At 45.7% G+C, this 18,322-nt stretch carries 17 protein-coding genes and 1 pseudogene; 7 read left to right on the forward strand and 11 right to left on the reverse strand.

Annotated features, from left to right (window positions below; genetic code table 11):
• Positions 1 to 16 precede the first annotated feature (16 nt).
• Positions 17 to 220 carry a hypothetical protein gene (locus tag PLE7327_RS07260; RefSeq protein WP_015143206.1) on the reverse strand — a complete coding sequence of 68 codons (204 nt, stop codon included), beginning with the start codon at positions 218 to 220 and terminating at the stop codon, positions 17 to 19.
• 222 nt (positions 221 to 442) lie between these two features.
• On the opposite strand from PLE7327_RS07260, the gene PLE7327_RS07265 reads away from it, so the two are divergent.
• From PLE7327_RS07265 to PLE7327_RS07280, 5 genes and pseudogenes are all read left to right on the forward strand, one after another.
• Positions 443 to 775 (forward strand): hypothetical protein, encoded by a 333-nt coding sequence (locus PLE7327_RS07265; protein WP_015143207.1) that lies wholly within the window; start codon positions 443 to 445, stop codon positions 773 to 775.
• A gap of 266 nt (positions 776 to 1,041) precedes the next feature.
• Positions 1,042 to 1,170: pseudogene (locus PLE7327_RS26135) on the forward strand (helix-turn-helix domain-containing protein); the annotation flags it as partial.
• A gap of 282 nt (positions 1,171 to 1,452) precedes the next feature.
• Entirely contained in the window at positions 1,453 to 1,770 is a 318-nt protein-coding gene (locus tag PLE7327_RS25700; RefSeq protein WP_254658170.1) for a transposase, read from the forward strand.
• A 41-nt stretch (positions 1,771 to 1,811) separates the two neighbouring features.
• Positions 1,812 to 3,707 (forward strand): S9 family peptidase, encoded by a 1,896-nt coding sequence (locus PLE7327_RS07275; RefSeq protein ID WP_015143209.1) that lies wholly within the window; start codon positions 1,812 to 1,814, stop codon positions 3,705 to 3,707.
• Positions 3,708 to 3,814: 107 nt separating this feature from the next.
• Positions 3,815 to 5,527 carry a hypothetical protein gene (locus PLE7327_RS07280; protein WP_015143210.1) on the forward strand — a complete coding sequence of 571 codons (1,713 nt, stop codon included), beginning with the start codon at positions 3,815 to 3,817 and terminating at the stop codon, positions 5,525 to 5,527.
• A gap of 356 nt (positions 5,528 to 5,883) precedes the next feature.
• On the opposite strand, the gene PLE7327_RS07285 is transcribed toward PLE7327_RS07280, so the two are convergent.
• The 3 genes from PLE7327_RS07285 to PLE7327_RS07295 all read right to left on the reverse strand — a co-directional run bounded on the left by PLE7327_RS07285 (position 5,884) and on the right by PLE7327_RS07295 (position 7,408).
• Complete coding sequence (locus PLE7327_RS07285; protein WP_015143211.1) at positions 5,884 to 6,108, reverse strand: hypothetical protein; 225 nt, start codon at positions 6,106 to 6,108, stop codon at positions 5,884 to 5,886.
• Positions 6,109 to 6,167: 59 nt separating this feature from the next.
• Complete coding sequence (locus tag PLE7327_RS07290) at positions 6,168 to 6,770, reverse strand: superoxide dismutase (RefSeq protein WP_015143212.1); 603 nt, start codon at positions 6,768 to 6,770, stop codon at positions 6,168 to 6,170.
• 140 nt (positions 6,771 to 6,910) lie between these two features.
• On the reverse strand, positions 6,911 to 7,408 hold the full coding sequence (locus PLE7327_RS07295; RefSeq protein WP_041392963.1) for a TIGR00725 family protein: 498 nt from the start codon (positions 7,406 to 7,408) through the stop codon (positions 6,911 to 6,913).
• Between the two features lie 211 nt (positions 7,409 to 7,619).
• Here PLE7327_RS07295 and PLE7327_RS07300 point away from each other — a divergent pair, with 211 nt between their 5' ends.
• The gene (locus PLE7327_RS07300; RefSeq protein WP_041392965.1) at positions 7,620 to 8,405 is read left to right on the forward strand and encodes a transporter substrate-binding domain-containing protein; all 786 of its coding nucleotides are present in this window, start codon (positions 7,620 to 7,622) and stop codon (positions 8,403 to 8,405) included.
• A gap of 37 nt (positions 8,406 to 8,442) precedes the next feature.
• Positions 8,443 to 8,973, forward strand: coding sequence for a tetratricopeptide repeat protein (locus tag PLE7327_RS07305; RefSeq protein WP_041391932.1), 531 nt, complete (start codon positions 8,443 to 8,445; stop codon positions 8,971 to 8,973).
• Positions 8,974 to 9,348: 375 nt separating this feature from the next.
• Here PLE7327_RS07305 and PLE7327_RS07310 read toward each other — a convergent pair whose 3' ends face one another.
• From PLE7327_RS07310 to PLE7327_RS07340, 7 genes are all read right to left on the reverse strand, one after another.
• Positions 9,349 to 10,623, reverse strand: a complete 1,275-nt coding sequence (locus tag PLE7327_RS07310) for a glycosyltransferase (protein ID WP_015143216.1) — start codon at positions 10,621 to 10,623, stop codon at positions 9,349 to 9,351.
• A 4-nt stretch (positions 10,624 to 10,627) separates the two neighbouring features.
• Positions 10,628 to 11,692 (reverse strand): NAD(P)-dependent oxidoreductase, encoded by a 1,065-nt coding sequence (locus tag PLE7327_RS07315; RefSeq protein ID WP_015143217.1) that lies wholly within the window; start codon positions 11,690 to 11,692, stop codon positions 10,628 to 10,630.
• 158 nt (positions 11,693 to 11,850) lie between these two features.
• A complete protein-coding gene (locus tag PLE7327_RS07320) occupies positions 11,851 to 12,981 on the reverse strand; it encodes a Gfo/Idh/MocA family protein (protein ID WP_015143218.1) in 1,131 nt (376 codons plus the stop codon).
• A gap of 11 nt (positions 12,982 to 12,992) precedes the next feature.
• On the reverse strand, positions 12,993 to 14,012 hold the full coding sequence (locus PLE7327_RS07325) for a glycosyltransferase (RefSeq protein ID WP_041392967.1): 1,020 nt from the start codon (positions 14,010 to 14,012) through the stop codon (positions 12,993 to 12,995).
• 248 nt (positions 14,013 to 14,260) lie between these two features.
• Entirely contained in the window at positions 14,261 to 14,725 is a 465-nt protein-coding gene (locus tag PLE7327_RS07330) for a phosphate-starvation-inducible PsiE family protein (protein ID WP_015143220.1), read from the reverse strand.
• A gap of 187 nt (positions 14,726 to 14,912) precedes the next feature.
• Positions 14,913 to 16,307: a cation:proton antiporter gene (locus PLE7327_RS07335; RefSeq protein WP_015143221.1), complete on the reverse strand. Its 1,395-nt coding sequence runs from the start codon at positions 16,305 to 16,307 to the stop codon at positions 14,913 to 14,915.
• Between the two features lie 87 nt (positions 16,308 to 16,394).
• Positions 16,395 to 18,080 carry a SulP family inorganic anion transporter gene (locus PLE7327_RS07340; RefSeq protein WP_015143222.1) on the reverse strand — a complete coding sequence of 562 codons (1,686 nt, stop codon included), beginning with the start codon at positions 18,078 to 18,080 and terminating at the stop codon, positions 16,395 to 16,397.
• Positions 18,081 to 18,322: the final 242 nt, after the last annotated feature.

Genomic DNA, 18,322 nt, shown 5'->3' on the forward strand with positions numbered 1-18,322 from the left:
ATAAATTTTGAATGGCTCAACTGCCGTCGATATTAGCCAGCACGAAGCCCATCTGACATTCATAGAGTTCGGAGCTTTGGCGATCGGCTTTAGCTAGAGAATGACCGCAGCCAAGTTTTCCGTGATGCCAACGAGGCAATCCGTGGCTATTGGCAAGCAAACAACCCGAACAAACTTGTTGTGTAGAAATGATTTGTTCGTCAGTTAGAATTACTAGCATGACACCATTCCTCGATCCCCAGTGCTCCTGAATTTATTGTAGTCCTCACTCTAGGCACTAGAGGCAAGATTGCCACATAGGTTAATCAGAACTTAAAAAAATAGCAGTATTCCTTAATACATATGCCCCTAAATTAAAAAAACCTAGCAGATTGTAATAATCTGTAATATGATGGGAATAGTGTGAATAGTTTTTTAGACAACAGAAAAGGGGGTGAAGTCCGTGTTAAAGAAGGTAAAGCCTCATAACCCCAAAGTGGTTGACCTGACAGAAAGCATTATGCTTCGTACTACCATTGCTCGGGAGAACCACGCAGCGCTTCGTTCTGGATTTGCTGGCTATCCACCCAATCCGCGCTGGAACGTGACAAAGTTTCGCGCTTGGAAGACGGGTCGTCAGTTGAAAGAAGCCCTAGAACACGGTGAGATGGTAGTGCGATCGACAGACTGTATGTTAGTACCAGCCCAAGACCAAGGAAACGGTACAGACGAAGAAGTCCGAAGTTCGCAATGGATTGACTTTTTCTCGCACAAGAAATTGGTACTGGCTGCGTAAGTAGAAAAAAGGTTAGTTTAGAGAGGCGGTTATCATAAAAAACGATATCCGCTCTTTTTTGAAGGCTCTTGGCGGCAGTCCCCGTGCTCAGCCCTTGGCGGCATGGGGAAGGATAGCAAGGTGATGTAACAAAGTGAAATCACCAACTAGAAAAGTGGTTTTTCTTGAGATTTAATATACTCTTTAATATGAGAGCCTTTTCTGGGTTTCATCTGGACATCTTACATCCGCTTTGAGACATTAATAATTATTTGGTCGATAAACAGATGGCAACTAGGCGAGTAAGGTTGAGGCTTTATCCAACTAAAAAACAAGAAGAAAAACTTCACTACTGGCGGAGGCTTCACCAACTTTTATATAATGCTTGTCTCTACCAAAGAAAGGTAGAATACGAGCGATTTGGGAAGTCTATTAGTTATCTCGACCAACAAAATTCTTTACCAGCTTTCAAAGAGTGCTGGCATGAGTATAAAGAACCTGGTAGTCATGAACTTCAAGCGACTGTAAAAAGAGTTGATTTCGCCTATAAACGTTTTTTTCAGAAATTAGGAGAACGACCAAAGTTTAAGTCATCACGCGATTATCGAGGCTGGACATATCCGTGTAAATCTGGTTGGAAAGCCTCAACAAATGGAGAAAACGGTTACTTAGTTTTGTCTAATTTGGAGAACATCCAAATGAAGGGGAAAGCTAGAACCTGGGGAAGGCCAACAACTGGTACAATTCTTTGGAAACAAGGAAAATGGTACGCTTCCATAACTGTTGATTGCCAACCAGTCAGAGAAAAAGAATTAAGCGAGCGAGTGCATCAATGCTCTAATTGTGGGTATACCTGCGATAGGGATGTTGCTGCTGCACAAGTAATGCTTAGTTGGGCGTTGGGAACCAGCGTCGATAGTCGTGGAGCCGAAGCCTCTACTTCAACCCCTGCATTCTGTGGAGGGTTCAAGCAAGCTTTTGCTGTGAGACGACAGAAACCCCTAGCTCAGCCGTAAGGCGGCTAGGGTTGTAGTTCACGCCCGATCGGCAACGCATCATGACTGAAACGATTACTCAATCCGATCCCACACTTCCGCCTTTAATTCCTCGCGAAATCCTGTTTGGCAATCCTCAACGCAGTAGCCCGCGTATATCGAACGATGGCAAGTATCTAGCCTACATTGCTCCCGACAACAAAAATGTCTTGCAAGTTTGGTTGCGGACTCTGGGGCAAGAAGACGATCGCAAGCTAACCGACGACAAAAAACGGGGGATTCGGGCTTATTTCTGGACGTATAATCCCGAACAGCTCATTTATCTACAAGATTCGGATGGAGATGAAAATTTCCACCTCTACTCGGTCAATATTCATACCAATATCGTTCGAGATTTAACGCCATTTCAAGGCGTGAAAGCACAAGTTATCGATCTCGATCCTGACTTTCCCGATGAAATTCTCGTCGGACTCAATCTTAATAACCCAGAGAAATTTGATGTTTATCGTATCAACCTAAAAAATGGTGCAGTCGAATTCGACACCGACAATCCAGGCAATATCGTCGGCTGGACGGCGAATGCCCAGTTTCAAATCCTCGCTGCTGCCGCGGCTACGCCCGATGGGGGTTCCGATCTACTGTATCGCGAAACGCGCGATCGCCCTTGGGAAATTCTCCGTCACTGGGGACCCGACGATACAGGGGGAGCGATTAGTTTTTCTAGCGATAACAAAACCTTATATATTTTAGGCTCTCACGATGCCAATACCCAGCGGTTAATCGCTTTGGATTTAGCTACCAGACAAGAGACGGTTATTGCTGAGGACGAACAGTACGATGTCGGCGGGATCGTAACTCATCCGACCAAGCGTCACATCCAAGCAGTTTCCTTTTACAAAGATAAGATTCATTGGCAAATTCTCGATGAAAGTATTGCCGCAGATTTTGAGGCATTAGCTAAAGTGCGCCCTGGAGAATTCTCGATTGCTAGCCGCGATTTAGCCGATGAAAATTGGATTGTCGCTTACCTCACCGACGATGGTCCGGTTTATTACTATCTCTACAATCGAGCCTCGAAATCGAGTACCTTACTCTTTAGCAATCGACCGGAATTAGAAGAGTTACCCCTGTCGTCGATGCAACCCATTTCTTATCAGGCACGAGATGGATTAACCATTTATGGATACTTAACCTTGCCGATCGCGGGAAAAGCCCCCTATCCTGCGGTTCTTCTCGTCCATGGCGGTCCTTGGGCAAGGGATACCTGGGGATACGACCCACAGGTACAATGGCTGGCTAATCGCGGTTATGCGGTCTTACAGGTGAATTTCCGAGGGTCTACTGGCTATGGGAAAGCTTTTCTCAATGCAGGGAATCGTCAGTGGGCGGCAGCAATGCACGACGATTTGATCGATGGGGTCAATTGGTTAGTCGAACAGGGAATTGCCGATCGCGATCGGATCGCAATTATGGGCGGTTCTTATGGCGGCTATGCAACTTTGGTGGGATTGACCTTTACGCCAGAGGTATTCGCTTGCGGGGTGGATATCGTCGGACCGAGTAATATTATCACGTTGTTACAAAGCTTTCCCCCGTACTGGAAACCGATGACGGCGATGTTTGAACATCGGGTAGGGAATTTGGAGACAGAAGAGGGCTTTCTCAAATCGCGATCGCCTCTCTTTTTTGTAGACAAAATTCAAAAGCCATTGCTAATCGCACAGGGAGCTAACGATCCCCGCGTCAAGCAAGCAGAAAGCGAACAAATCGTCGAAGCGATGCGTCAAGCAAGTAAACCCGTTAAATACGTTCTTTATACCGATGAAGGACATGGATTTGCTCGCCCGGAAAACCGCTTGCATTTTTACGCGATCGCTGAAGAGTTCCTGGCACAATATTTGGGAGGACAATTTGAACCTGTGGGAGACATTAAAGGTCACTCAGGAATTGTCCAATAATTCATAGCGATCGCGCAAAGTTTGTGTAGAGTAGAGGTGCAAAGTAATTTGCACCCTTAACAGGTATAATTTGATGATTCTATTTTGCTTTATATTGCTTATTGGCAATGATAAAAATACCCAAGATAGTTTGGCTGAGTTTGAGCTTAGCTTTTTCTATATTCTATAGTTGTTTGGGATTGCAACAAGCTTTTAGTAGCGAATATGTCGTTCAAGATGATGCGCGGCAGCATGTTTTTTGGATGATGCGATTCGTCGATCCAGCGTTATTCCCTAACGATTTTATTGCTGACTATTTTCAATCGGTTGCTCCCTTAGCATACAAAACTATTTACCAATTAGCAGCGGCGATCGGCATCAATCCCTTATTCTTTAATAAAATATTACCTCTATTTATTGGATTAATCACTACTTTTTACTGTTTTGCTTTTTCTCTAGAAATATTGCCATTGCCAGGGACAGCTTTTATCTCTTCCTTAGTTCTCAATCAAAATCTCTGGATGAAAGATGACTTGGTTTCTGCAACCCCTAGAGCATTTTCTTATGTATTTATCCTAGCTTTTTTATATTATTTATCCCGCCGTTCTTTAGTTCCTGTTTTAATCGCGATTGCTCTAATAGGACTAATTTATCCTCACTGCATTTTCCTGGCTTGCGGTCTTCTAATTATTCTCTTATTTCAAAAGAAAGAAAAAGGGCTTTATTTATCCCAAAATCCCCAAGATTATCGCTTCTGCTTTTTAGGATTAGGAGTGGCATTTCTTGTCATGCTTCCCTATGTTCTCAGTCATTCTGTTTTCGATCCAATTATTACTGTTGCTCAAGCTAAACAATTGCCAGAATTTTTACTCGGAGGACGAACTGAGTTCTTTTCTCAAAGACTCGACGAATATTTCATCTATGGCAAACGCAGTGGGATGTTTCCCATGTATCCATTTATTCCCTTAACCCTTGTAAGTGGGGTGTTTTTACCATTACTGCTCAAATTTCCCTCGCGGTTTTCCTTGGTGAAGCGAATTCAACCTAATATTATTCTTCTTCCTCAACTCCTTTTTGTATCGTTGAGCATGTTTTTTATTGCCCATGCTTTTATATTTAGATTGCATCTTCCTAACCGTTACACGGCTTATAGCTTTCGGATTATTATTGCATTATCAACAGGAATTACTTTATCCTTAATTTTAGATGCTTTATTGAATTGGATAGCCAAAAAAACGACATCTTTTTGGAGAATACAGCAAGTCATTGCCATCAGTTTTATTGGTTTAATCGTTGGAGCAATTCTTTTTTATCCCAACACGATGAAACGATTTCCAATCACGCTTTATGTCGAAGGGCACGAACCAAAGCTATACGAGTTTTTTAAGCAACAACCTAAAGACATTCTCATTGCTTCTCTTGCTGAAGATACTAATAGTAATTTACCATCTTTTACTCAGCGATCGATTTTCGTCGGTAGAGAATATTCGATCCCCTATCATTGGGGTTACTATAGCAAATTTCGTCAAAGAGCGATCGCTTTAATCCAAACTCAGTATAGTTCTAGTTTAGAAGAAGTAAAAAAGTTCATCCAAAACCATCATATCGATTTTTTTTTGTTGGATAAAAATGCTTTTACTCCTAAATATCTAGCAGATAATTCCTGGCTGCAACAATTTCAACCCTATGCAAAAGAAGCCCAACAAAAGTTAGAACGAGGAAATATTCCAATTCTGGCAAACTTTATCAAAGATTGCTCTGTATTTGAGACAAAAGATCGAGTAATTTTAGCGGCAAAATGTATATCAAGAGCAACTTCTAAAAGAATGTCTGAAAATTAGGCAATTTAAGATTTCTTTTCAACTAATCGTCAATTGCTGATGGGGGGACAACGAGACTAGAAAGCTTGTTGGATAATGGTCATAGTCCTAAGATCTTTCCGGTAAAATGAGAGCTTATTGCGATTAGCTTTCATCAATTCTTCGACCCAATGAAAAAGCCTTATACACAGAGCTACTGACTAATTGCGAACCGATGCGCACGCGGAAGCGAGCAACCCCCTTCCCTTATCAAGGGGGGACAGCAATGATTGTTCTCGACTTGTCCCCCCTGATAGAGGGGATAGAGAAGCTTCTTTGAGCATCGATGAGAATTGCGAATTGATAATTGCCAATTGCGAATTGGTATAAGATGCTCTCTAAAAAAGATTCTCAGGATTGAAAACTTTATCTTCAATTCCTTTCCACCACTCGCCCAAATTCATCAAATCTTGGTGTAAATCTTCTAGTTGGCGCATATATTCTTCTTGGGAAAGATTAGCGCGATTTTCATGCAATTTTTGCAGGCGCAATTGTACTAACAACCAAGGTTTAGAAATGCCGTTAGTTTCTTCGACGTATCGTGCTAAGTCTTGGCTATCCATGCGATCGAAACAAGGGGTAAACGATAGGGAGTAGTGACGCTACTCCCTTTACTAAAAAACTAGCTAGCCGCTGCGAAATTTTGAGCGACGAAATCCCAGTTAATTAATTTGCTGATGAACTCATTGATGTAGTCGGGACGACGATTTTGGTAGTCCAGATAATAGGCGTGTTCCCACACATCCATAGTGAGTAGGGGAACTTGTCCGGCTACGATTGGATTATCGGCATTAGGAGTTTTGGTGACTTTCAGCGTACCGTTGTCAAGTACTAACCAAGCCCAACCGCTACCGAACTGGGTAGCGCCTGCTGTCTTGAATTCCTCGACAAATTTATCGAAACTGCCAAAGTCAGCCTTAATTTTGTCTGCCAGTGCCCCACTGGGAGTGCCGCCGCCGTTGGGTTTCATACAATTCCAATAAAAAGTGTGGTTCCAAGCTTGGGCACCATTGTTGAAGATTGCAGTTTTAGAAGAATCGCCTGCAACTGCTTTGATGACTTCTTCAATTGACTTGTTCTCGAATTCGGTTCCCTTTACTGCCGAATTGTAGTTGTTTACATAGGCAGCATGGTGCTTATCGTGATGAAATTCAAGGGTTTTTTTAGAAATAACTGGTTCTAGTGCCGTGTAGTCGTATGGTAGTGCAGGAAGTTCGTATGCCATTTGTGTTCAATCCTCTCTGATTGCTATTGCGGAGTACCGTCACTCAGAGTTGCCCCCAAAGTACGGCTTCCTGGCTTATGCAATAAAACTTAACAGCTTGATTCTACCTTAAAAGTGAATCTCGACCAAGCGATCGCTCTTTAGACAGATTTTCTCAAGATCTCTTTCACTAGCGCGATCGCAGTTTCGACATTATCTGCCACAAAAATTCGCTCCTGACAAAGGCTGGTAAAGAACTGGATACTCTCCTGACTCTGGGTTAATAAAACGACTGATTTGCCATTCTTTAAAGCCAACGCAACTTCTGAAGTCGTACCCGTTCCCATTCCGCAAGCAACGATCGCGTCACAAGAAAGGACGTTAATATTATTGCGGGCGTTTCCCATATCTGTCACGATGGCGATGTCTACTGCTTCAGAGACAGCCTCAAGATTCTTTGTCGGTAAAATCCCAACCGTCAATCCTCCTGCCGCCTTTGCCCCTTTGCTTGCCGCATCCATTACCCCGACATTTCTGCCTCCCGTTAGGAGTATCCATCCCTGGGCAGCAATTAATTGACCAAGCTTGTATGCATTTTCTAGATCGCTTGCGATCGCATTTTCGCCTGGTCCCATCACACCAATCGTTATTTTTCTCATTCTCATCTAAAACCTCCACAATTTTGTAGGGTTCTAGAAAAAGGCTCGGCATCCAAGTTGATGAAGCTAGTTCCTTACCCCAGTAGATCGTTGAGCATTACCATTGAGATTTTAATGTGATCGCGATGCAGTTTTCTTTAGCGTAACTCGCTCCTGAGGCTATAATAACAAACTGCGGTCTGAGATAGTGTTTCTAGAGCCTAAAATTAGCATGGCAATTGAGAAGAAACTATGGCAATCGTGTCTTGCAATCGCGATCGCGGTTAACTATTTCATATCCTCTTCCTCAGCACTCGCTGCCGAACTAGAGGAAATTGTCCGTCGGGGCAAGCTCGTTGTTGCCGTTAAAGATAATTTACGTCCGCTTGGATTTTACGACGAACGGGGCAATTTACAAGGACTAGAAATCGACATTGCCAAGGGTCTAGCGCAAGAATTATTAGGCAGTCCCGATGCAATCGTTTTCAAACCCGTCGCCAATCAAGAACGCTTGCAAGTCGCACTCGATGGCGAGGTAGATCTCGTCATCGCTAGAGTGACGACAACTCCCTCTCGTTCGCGATTGGTAGACTTTAGCAATTATTATTATCTAGATGGCACCGGAATCGTCACCCAAAATCCCACCGTAAAACAGTTGAGCGATCTAGCTTCCAGTAGAATTGCCGTTCTCAAAGGCTCTAGTACGATTGCTGCTGTCCGATTCGAGCTACCCAAGGCTCAACTAATTGGGGTAGAGTCATATCAAGAGGCATTGTCGCTCTTGGAAACAGGAGGTGCAGATGCCTTTGCTGCAGATAATAGCGTTTTAGCTGGCTGGGTACAAGAATATCCCCAGTATCGACAATTACCCGTTCGTCTTTCTGGTGAAGCTTTGTGTGTAGCGATCCCAAAAGGATTACAATACTCAAGTTTGCGCGATCGCGTCAACAAAGCGATCGCTCATTGGCAACAATCTGGTTGGTTGCGAGAAAGAGCCACCTATTGGGGACTTCTTTAAGGACAAATAACTAATAATAACTAACTAATAACCAATGATGAGTGAATATCTTCCAGTAATTTACCTATCTGTGTTGCTGATACTGCTGAGCGGTACAGCCTTGTTTTTGTTGCGCCAGGTTTTCAAAACTCGTCAGGTTGAAAGCACCTTTTCTCGGCTGCAAAAGAAACTGCAAAAAGAAAAAGGCACTGCTAAAGAATACTATGAACTGGGCAGTATCTATTTAGATAAAAAATTATTTGTCCAAGCCATCAATCTCCTGCAAAAAGCCTTAAAAACCGATGAAGAAATAGAACCAGAAAACAAAGCTTTAATTTATAATGCGCTTGGGTATGCTTATTTTTCTCAGGAACAGTACGAATTAGCAATTCGTAACTACAAAGAAGCTTTAAAACTTTACCCCGAATATGCGATCGCGCTCAATAATTTAGCGAACGTATACGAGCGCAAACAAATGGCAATCAAGGCATTAGAAACCTACGAAGAAACGCTCAAATTCGAGCCTAATAATGCCGTTGCCAAGCGTCGAGCTGAATCGTTGCGCAAGCGTTTTGTAAGCTCGAATTAAGAGATAGGGAAAGCATGGAGAAGTCGGAAGTCAGCGCTGCTCCTTCGCGCTTCGCTTCGTCCGTGGCGGAGTCGGAATTCGGAAGTGGGGAGTGTGGGGGAGTGGGAGTGTGAGGGGAGTTGGGAGAGTGGGGGGAGTGGGAGACAAGGGAGACAAGGGGGACTCCGAGGACTCCTCTGACTCCGAAGAAGACAAACTACTAACCACTAACTACTAACAAATGACCAATGACCAATCACCACTGTACGGGCGGGTTTATCTAAAAACGCTCTAGATTTACCTATACTTACTACCAAAAACCCGCCCCTACGCCCCTACTAACTAATCCCCAATGACTAATGACAACTGACTCCTCCTGTAGGTAAAAAAGTACTCCTATGCCGAGGAAGCTTTTTGCAAATCCTCGATCGCGCTTTCGCTTGTATTTGGACGAATCGCTTCAACTTTTCCTTGCAGTGCCGAAGTCATGACGCGATAGAGGCGATCGACTTCCTTGTCTAGATTAAAGTCTTTTTCGACTTTCAGGCGACCGGACGCACCAAATTTGGCTCGCAACTGGCTATCTGTCAGTAGCACTTCAATTCGCTGGGCAAGAGAGACAGCATCCCCTGGCGGCACCAGATAGCCACCGATTCCATCCTCAACCAATTCGCTGGTGCCAGCAATCTGCGTTGCTACTACAGGAACGCCTGCTGCCATGGCTTCCATCAAGACAACCGGCACGCCTTCTGCAAAACTCGGCAAGACAAATACATCTGTCTGCTGTAGGTACTGGCGGACTTCTGCTTGAGACTTATAGCCGACGAATTTCACTCGTTCTTGTAAACCCAGTTGGGCGGTCATCCTTTCCAGTGCTACTCTATCTGAACCGTCGCCAACTACGGTCAGAAGAATATCTGGATGCGCGGATTTCAACGTAGCAAGACTTTCTAATAAAATGGGCAAGCCTTTATTGGCTGCTAGACGACCGACATAAAGCAGTCGTTTACTAGAGCGATCGTGAGAAACGAGGTCGAACAGGTCGGGATTTACGCCACAATGGATGATGTGCAATCGTTCCCATTTATCCATGGGAGAAAAAAGCATCGCTTGACTGCGGCAGAAATAACTGATACAACAGACAAACAAGGCTCGTTTAATTTTCTCATCCAGTCGCCAGCGGTAAGGCTCGAAGAAAATATAAGGTCCGTGTAGGGTAAAGCTATAAGTAAAGCCACCCAGTTCGGCAGCTAGCATCGCCACGGTACAACTAGAGTCGGCGATGTGATTGTGTAGGTGTTGAATTTGTCTGTTTCTAATCTGTTGGGCAAGGATGCCCGCTTCGGCAAAGTAGAACAATTGATATAGATTTCCTTTCAGTCCGTACTGCCGCGTAGTCCAGGCAAGCTTGAGGGCGCGTAAATATCTCCCTGGCGAACTCAGCAGTAACGTTAGATGCGCCAAGATTAAATTAAGGGGATTGGGGGGCAGGATATAAAAAGTGCGATCGCGTTCGGCTTTCTGTTCGGGACCGACGATGTGTTCGTCACCCGTTCGGCGCACCGAGAAGGTATGGACTTCTACCCCTCTGTCTCGTAAAGCCATCACCTCGCGCTGAATGAAAGTGTCTGTTGCTCTCGGATATTCGCCAGTTAGGTAAGCAATTCGCATAGAGTTACTCCGATCGAGGTGAGATAAACGATGCTGGACTGGTAGAAGGAGATACCTGCAACAAATCGGCATTGCTGTAGATGCGATCGAGGGCGGCATCGAGGGAATATCTCGGAGTCCAGTTTAGCACCTGCTTGGCTCGCCTATTATCGAACTGTAGCGGCTTAAAACGAGCGTGTAGCCTCGCTGGAATGAAAAGACCGGGTAGTTTGACTCGCCCTCTAAAGAGAAGTTTATTGCTCGTCGAGAGAGTACGTGCCAGCAAGCGCATGACCGTCCAATCGATCGCGATCGCACGAGGCGGCGATGTCAAGCGCTGTCTGATTTTCTGAGCATACGTGCTTTGGGTGGGCAAGTCATCGTCAATGAGATTGAGGGTTTGCCCAATGGCGCGATCGCAATTCACGGCAGTGACGATCGCTTCGGCACAATTTTCCACATAGTTCAAAGGAAGGCAAGCGCGACTGCCGATACGAATCCAGAGGCGATCGCCTACTTTTGCCCCCAGATGAGCATTCCACAAATTATCCCGTCCGTAGATGATTCCAGGACGAAGAATCGTCACTCGTGCGTCGCGTTCTTGCTCGAAAGCGCGAATCGCCACCTCCTGCAACAGCTTCGTTTGCGCATAGACATCCCGTTCTTCGGGATGGCTTTCAATGGGCGAATCTTCGTCTATAGTTGCGCCTTCAGGAATGTTGAGATAGTCGAAGACTGAAAACGTACTAATGGCGATCAAACGCATTACGTTTGCCTCGACCATTGCCTTGAGTAAGTTTTCTGTCGCCGTTACGGTAGTGGCAAATTGCGTCTGATAATCTCCAGCTTTTGCCGCCGCTAAATGTATAACCGCGTTTACCCCTGCTAACGCCTCGGCAATGCCTTCTGGTTGGCGCAAATCTAAATTTACCCATTCCAAGGCGGGATGTTCGTACCAGAAAGGTGGTTTTTCCCGCGCGATCGCGCGAACTCGGTAACCGCGTCGCAACGCCTCAGCGACGACGTATCGACCTAAAAAACCGGAAGCACCTGTAATGAAGACGATCGGGGTTTGCGCGTTATCCTGCATCGTTTATACCATTTTGGATTTTGGATGAAAGGATTTTGGATTAGGGGGATTGGTTAGTAGATAGTGGTTGGTGATTAGTTTTCTTCCTTGTCTCCCCACACTCCTCCCGTCTCCCAGTCTCCCCGTCTCCCTAACTCCAATCTTTCTGAAAATTGCTGTCACGATTTTGCCCACGGCATCGGCTCGATTGCGTCGAAGGATGAGGTAATTTTGTAGGGAGAGCCTGTTTCCAGCGCATTGTGAATGGCGAGAACGACCTCATTGATATGGAGAGAAAATCTGGCTGACAGGCGGCAGGGACGTTGCTCGGCGATCGCGCTAGCCAATTCTGCCACGCCCCGACAGAAATCCATTTGCATGGCTCCTTTATAGGGATAGCGTTTCTTGGGTTTTCCGACCAGCGGATATTTAATTTTCCATGGAGTCTCAAGGGTCTTGCGCCGGATCGTGATTCTGCGCTTGATATAAACTGGGGAGTTATAGTACCAGCAATCATGGGTAGAAAGTATGCCTTCGTCGCCGATAATTTGCAGCCCATGGTTGTGAGGCGCAATGATACTACAGGTCAATCTGGCAACAATGCCGGAAGCAAACTTAATACAAGCAACCGAAAAATCTGGCGAATTAACCGCCAAGGGAACGTCTGTTTGCTTGTCGGGGATTAAGCAGGAAGAAAAGGCAGTAACAGTTTGCGCCGGACCAAAAAAAGCCGCCAGCCAGGAGATATAATAGCCAGCGTGTTCCAAAGTACACCCGACTTCAAATTCATCTTTGTAGGGCCAGGGAATGCCGATCCCGTTAGTCCATTGCTTGTATGCCATGCGATGCAGCAATCCGTCGTCTATCTCTGCATAGACGAGTCGCGCAGTCCCGATAACGTTTTCTCGCAGCGCTTTCCAGAGGGTTTGCGCGGTTTCCCCAAGCAGATTGCAGGGAGCAGAGGTAATTAATAAGCCTCGTCGTTCGGCTAAGCCTACCAGTTCTTGGGCTTCCGAGAGCGCCATCGCCAACGGCTTTTCAGAGTAGACGTGCTTGCCAGCCTCCAAACAGGCTTTGGAAACCGAGAAATGGCTGCTAGGATTAGTGAGATTGACGACGAGATCGACGCGATCGTCCTCAAGTAGCTCCTCTAAGGAACGGTAGAAAGGCACTGAATAATGGCTAGAGTAGATAGATGCTCTCGCCAAATCTCGATCCATGACTCCTACCAGTTCTAGATTGGGATGGAAGGGAAGCGTTTTTAAATAGTAATCGGCAACAAAGCCACAGCCAACGATCGCAATCCGCATGGAAACTTCCTTTATGTCTCGACTCTCTGTGCAACAGACATTTTATATTCGATTAGCGTCGCTTGCTTGCCGCGCCAACGCATCAGCCAGTACTGGAACTGACCGATCGCCTGCGCTGGTTTAGATAGCATACACCAAAAAGCATACAGGCGAGCGTGAGAGGGTAAATCGCCTTGAGTGAGACGATAGCGATAAATTCGCCACATTAAGGCTGGATAACCGAGCAATAGCAGTAAACTGAGTCCAGAAGTCTGCCAAGCCAAAGCGATCGCGATTAGCGGGACAAAAAATCCCCACATCCAGCCGCTCTTATTTTCTCGCCTCATATAGCACTCTGGTGGCGTGCCGTGCATGGCTGCTCCTTCGGCAACTGCCCAACCGCCACGGATCGAGCGCTTCCACCACTGACCGAACTCGTACATCGCCATATCGTGTAGGGTCATGTCGGCATCGATGCGCCGAATTTTCCATCCGCGCTGGCGCAGGCGGATGCACATTTCCGGTTCTTCTCCGCAGATCATGCGATCGTTAAAGCCGTTGACTTCTCGAATAGCACTGACTCGCATTAAGGCATCGCCACCGCAGGCTTTCGCTTCGCCAACGGGTGTATTCCATTCCGTGTCAGCGAGTCGATTGTAGGGCGATGCGTCGGGAAACCGTTCTCGCCGACGACCGCAGACAATGGCGAGTTTTTCGTCTTCATCGAGGGTTTGTACGGCTTGCTCGATCCACCCCTCAATTAGTTCGCAATCTCCATCGATAAATTGGACGTATTCGAGATCGGGAAAATGCTCGATCAGATAGTTAAATCCGGCATTTCGTCCTCGCGCTGCGGTAAACGGAGCCGATGCGTCCAATTCGATCGCGCAAGCGCCTAGAGATTGCGCTGTGGCTACGCTACCATCTGTCGAACCGGAATCGACGTAGACAATCGGTACGTCCTGGGGAAGTTGGTTGATTAGAGATTTCAGGCAACTGACGAGTCGTTCGCCTTCATTTCTTCCTATAGCAACTGCGCCGATGCGGCTCATGCTTTTGAGTTGGGTAACGTGAGAAGCTTCGTTAGGGAGTTTAGCATTAGCTGTCAAGCAAGTAAAGAAGCGCTCAAGCTGGTTGACTGACACCCCTCATCCCTAAATCCCTTCTCCCACAAGGGACAAAAGGACTTCAGGCAAAAGTCTTAAGTTGAAAGCCTCTCTCCCCCTCTGGAAAAGGGGTTGGGGTGAGGGCGATTTAAGTTTTGTCACTCAACCAGGAGCTAAAGACAAGACTTGCAACACTATTTGTGTTGATTCATGCGTCGAATCAGCCAATAACTCGCTGAAAGTGCGAGGCTGGCAATGGCTAGAGCAATGAGATCGATCTTGTCGTATTGTTTGGGATCGAAAATAATAATTTTGCGAGCAACCGCAATTAAAGCTGTAACGACAACTAACTCAACTTGAACGATATGTCTTCTTAAATAAGCGGTTATATTTTCTAACAATTCTAGAGCGATTAGTATGTTTAAAAACATCCCAAAAATTTCAATTAAAGTTTTACTAAAAAAACCAGTGGCTTCTGTCGCGATTAGATCTATAGACAAAATCATGACTAGATCGAACAGAGAAAATAAAATAACAATAATTAGTGCAATAGATAAAACTTTTGAAACCAGGTTTTCCACCTTGTGAATCCCATAGAGAAAATTTTCGTCTTTGAATAATTGTCTAACTCCCATTGCTAATTTTCTTAAAAATTTCATCTTTAATTTAGTCAATAATTTTATATTTTTTTTCTAATAGTTTTTCTAAAAAATTGAGAAGGCAGAGGAAATATCAACCCAGTATTGCTAAAAATTTAAGTTTTTTGGTAATTATTTCTGAGCTGAATTTCTGTTAGAAATAGTTTTCCTCTACCTTCCAATAGTACTCTAAAAAGATGGAAGTAATTTATCGAGCTAAATCAGCTTGCTTCACTTGCTTTGCTGATTCTACTTGCTTTTGGGATTCTCCAAAGGCTAACCGTAAGAACGGTGGGGCTAAAAAAGTGGTCAGAATGACCATAATAATAATCGCAGCTTGCAAAGGTTTGTCAAGAACGCCGCTAGCCGTACCGATCGCGGCAAACACCAGTCCGACTTCGCCGCGCGGAATCATGCCGATGCCGATCGCTAAGCGATTAATGCCAGATTGACCGAAAACTGACCATCCCGTCACGATTTTGCCCAGAATTGCCACTCCAATCAAGAAGGTAGAAATAATCAATCCCTCTCGATTTTCAGGAACAAGGGGATTGAGAACGCCTAGATCGACTTTGGCACCGACGGTGACAAAGAAAATCGGCACGAGGATGTCGGCGATGGGTTTAACTTGCTCATCTAGTTCTTTGCGCTTGTCGGTTTCATCTAGGACTAAACCCGCCGCAAACGCACCCAAAATGGCTTCTAAATGAATGGCGTTGCCAATGAAAGCCATAAAAAAGGCGAAGATAAAAGCTGGAACGATAAGATTTCCTCGCGTTTGCAGCACGTTGGCGATCGCGACAAAAGATTTATTAAAGAATTTGCCCAGTAGGATCGAACCGATGAGAAAAACGGTAGCGCTGACAATTAGGTAGATAACATTCGCTATGTCTACTTCGCCAGTTTTAGCAAGGCTTGCCACTACTGCCAAAACGATAATGCCCAGGATATCGTCGATAACAGCAGCACCGACAATAATCTGACCTTCTTTAGACTTGAGTTGCCCAATTTCTGACAAAACTTTGGACGTGATGCCGATGCTGGTGGCTGTCAGTGCCGCGCCTGCAAAAATCGCTGGAATGGCTGGAACGTGAAAGAGTAACATTAGCCCAGCAGTACCCGCGCCAAAAGGAACCGCTACGCCAACGCAAGCAACAATCGTCGCTTGATAGCCGACTTTTTGCAATTCTCGAATGTCAGATTCTAGACCGATTTCAAAAAGGAGGATAATGACTCCGAGTTCTGCTAGAACGGAGATAACCTCGCTTTGACTTTGGAAAATGGTCGTTAGCGCTTCGGGAGAGAGGTTATCGATGAATTTGAGAATACTAACAATGACTGAGTCGGAGGCAATAGCGCCGCTTTCGGGGAAAACGACCAAATGTAGCGCAGAAGCGCCTATAACTACGCCAGCAATCAATTCTCCTAAAACGGGGGGAAAGTCCAGCATGCGAGACAATTCCCCGCCGAGTTTGCTGGCAAGGTAAATAACCACTAAACTCAGCAGTACGCCAGTTAGGACGATGGGGGCATATTCAGATTCTGTTGCAGTTGCTAGTAGAGGAAATGTTGGAGGTGAGATCGAGGTTATTGCATTAATCATTAGTTTTGCAAAGGTAGAATTCACGGGAGAGAAAAAGCGATCGCCTTCATTGGGATTTAAATCGCCAAAGCGATCGCTTCTCGCCAATCAATGACTTTCGAGTGCTGTCTCATTTGGATTAGCGGTATGACCCTCAACCAAGGCAACAGCTTGCTGCAAGGCTTCGGTGCGATCCATTAACAGATGATGGTGAGGAATGAGGTCGAAAAGTCCCAAGCGTTCCAGTCGGCGCTTAACTTTGCCAGCCGCACCTACGACGAACACTTTAAGGCCCTTATCGCAAGCGTCCTTGATGGCATTCTCGATCGCCAAAGAAGCCGTTACGCCTAGCATCGGCACGTCGCTCAAATCTACGATCAGGACATCAGCATCTGCCATCGCTCTATGTTCGCGATCGATCGCTTTAGATACCCCGAAGATCATTGGTCCGCTCAGGTAGAATAGCAACACGCGACCGTTAGCGCGATCGAGAAGCGCTTTTTCTTCTGCGGTCAGGGAAATTTCGTCATCGGCATCGCTGATCGCTTTCACCTCCCTAGCTTGGAGGCTAGAAAGACGCTCGATTGTCAGAATATTAGCAATAAATACCCCAACGCCGACGGCAACGATCAGATCGACAAATACAGTCAGGAGCAACACGCCGTACATAATGAGCGCTCCTTTGACAGATACTTTATGAGAGCGCTTGAGGAAGCTCCAATCGAGAATGTCAATCCCCACCTTAAGGGCGATACCAGCCAGTACTGCCATGGGAATGGTTTCGGTTAGATTAGCAGCCCACAGCACGACCACCAATAAAATCAGAGCGCGAGTTAGACCCGATAAAGCAGTGCTAGCGCCAGTCTGGATATTGACCACCGTTCCCATGGTGGCACCCGCACCGGGCAAGCCGCCGCACAACCCGGAAACCAAGTTCCCAATCCCTTGACCAATCAATTCTTTGTCAGATTTGTGTTCGGTACGGGTCAAACTGTCGGCAATCACTGCCGTAAGCAAGGTATCGATACATCCCAGCATCCCCAGCATTGCCCCATCAATAATCATCGTTGTGATTTGGGCAGGAGTAAATGTAGGGATTTGCAAAGTTGGCAGTCCCATTGGGATCTCGCCAATTCGTCTGATCTCAACCCCGCCAAAGATGGTCAGAGAGACGATAGTACCCACAATTAATGCCACCAGTTGGGGGGGAGCATAGCGCTTGATTTTTGATGGCATTAAGAAAATAATTGCCAGTGTCAGCGCACCCAAGGCAGCTTCAGCCGGATTGATATTAGACAACAGTTGGGGTAGGTTTTGCACCATGCCTAGTACCCCGCCCTTGGGATTGGGCTGTCCGACAAACGGAGCTAGCTGAAGGATAATTAGGATAACTCCGATCCCGGACATAAAACCCGAAATTACGCTGTAGGGCATGAGGGTAATATATTTCCCCAGCTTGAAGGCTCCAAAAATAATTTGAAAGATTCCCGCCAGCATGACAATGGTAAACGCCATTGCCATACCGTTCTCCGGGTTTTTAGCCGTCATACTGGCGACAATCGTCGTCATGACCACGGTCATCGGTCCGGTTGGTTCGGAAATCAGGGTTGGCGTGCCGCCAAACAGTGCGGCAAAAAAGCCAACGCAAACAGCGCCGTAGAGACCAGCTACGGGACCGGCACCGGAAGCGACACCGAATGCTAGCGCTAGCGGTAAGGAAACGATCGCCGTAGTTACGCCTCCAAATAGGTCGCCGCGCAAGTTATAAAAATGAATGCGATTGGTTATTTGCATGGATAATCGAAAAAACTGTTAGCTGAAACGGTTTTGAGTTCTCAGTCATAGCTAGACAGTACTACAACCAATCGAACCTGTTCTCAGAGTCAAGCTAGAGTAGAACTGCTTCAAGCATCTGGATAAAAATAGCTTTTCCAGAATGTTTTAGGTTTTCTAGTCAGCTCGATTTGATAAGTACAAGAGGAGGATCTTGCACCCATTATTCATAGAAAAAGTACTATGAAAACATAAAAATCTAT

Source organism: Pleurocapsa sp. PCC 7327, from assembly GCF_000317025.1.
GTDB lineage: Bacteria > Cyanobacteriota > Cyanobacteriia > Cyanobacteriales > Microcystaceae > Hydrococcus.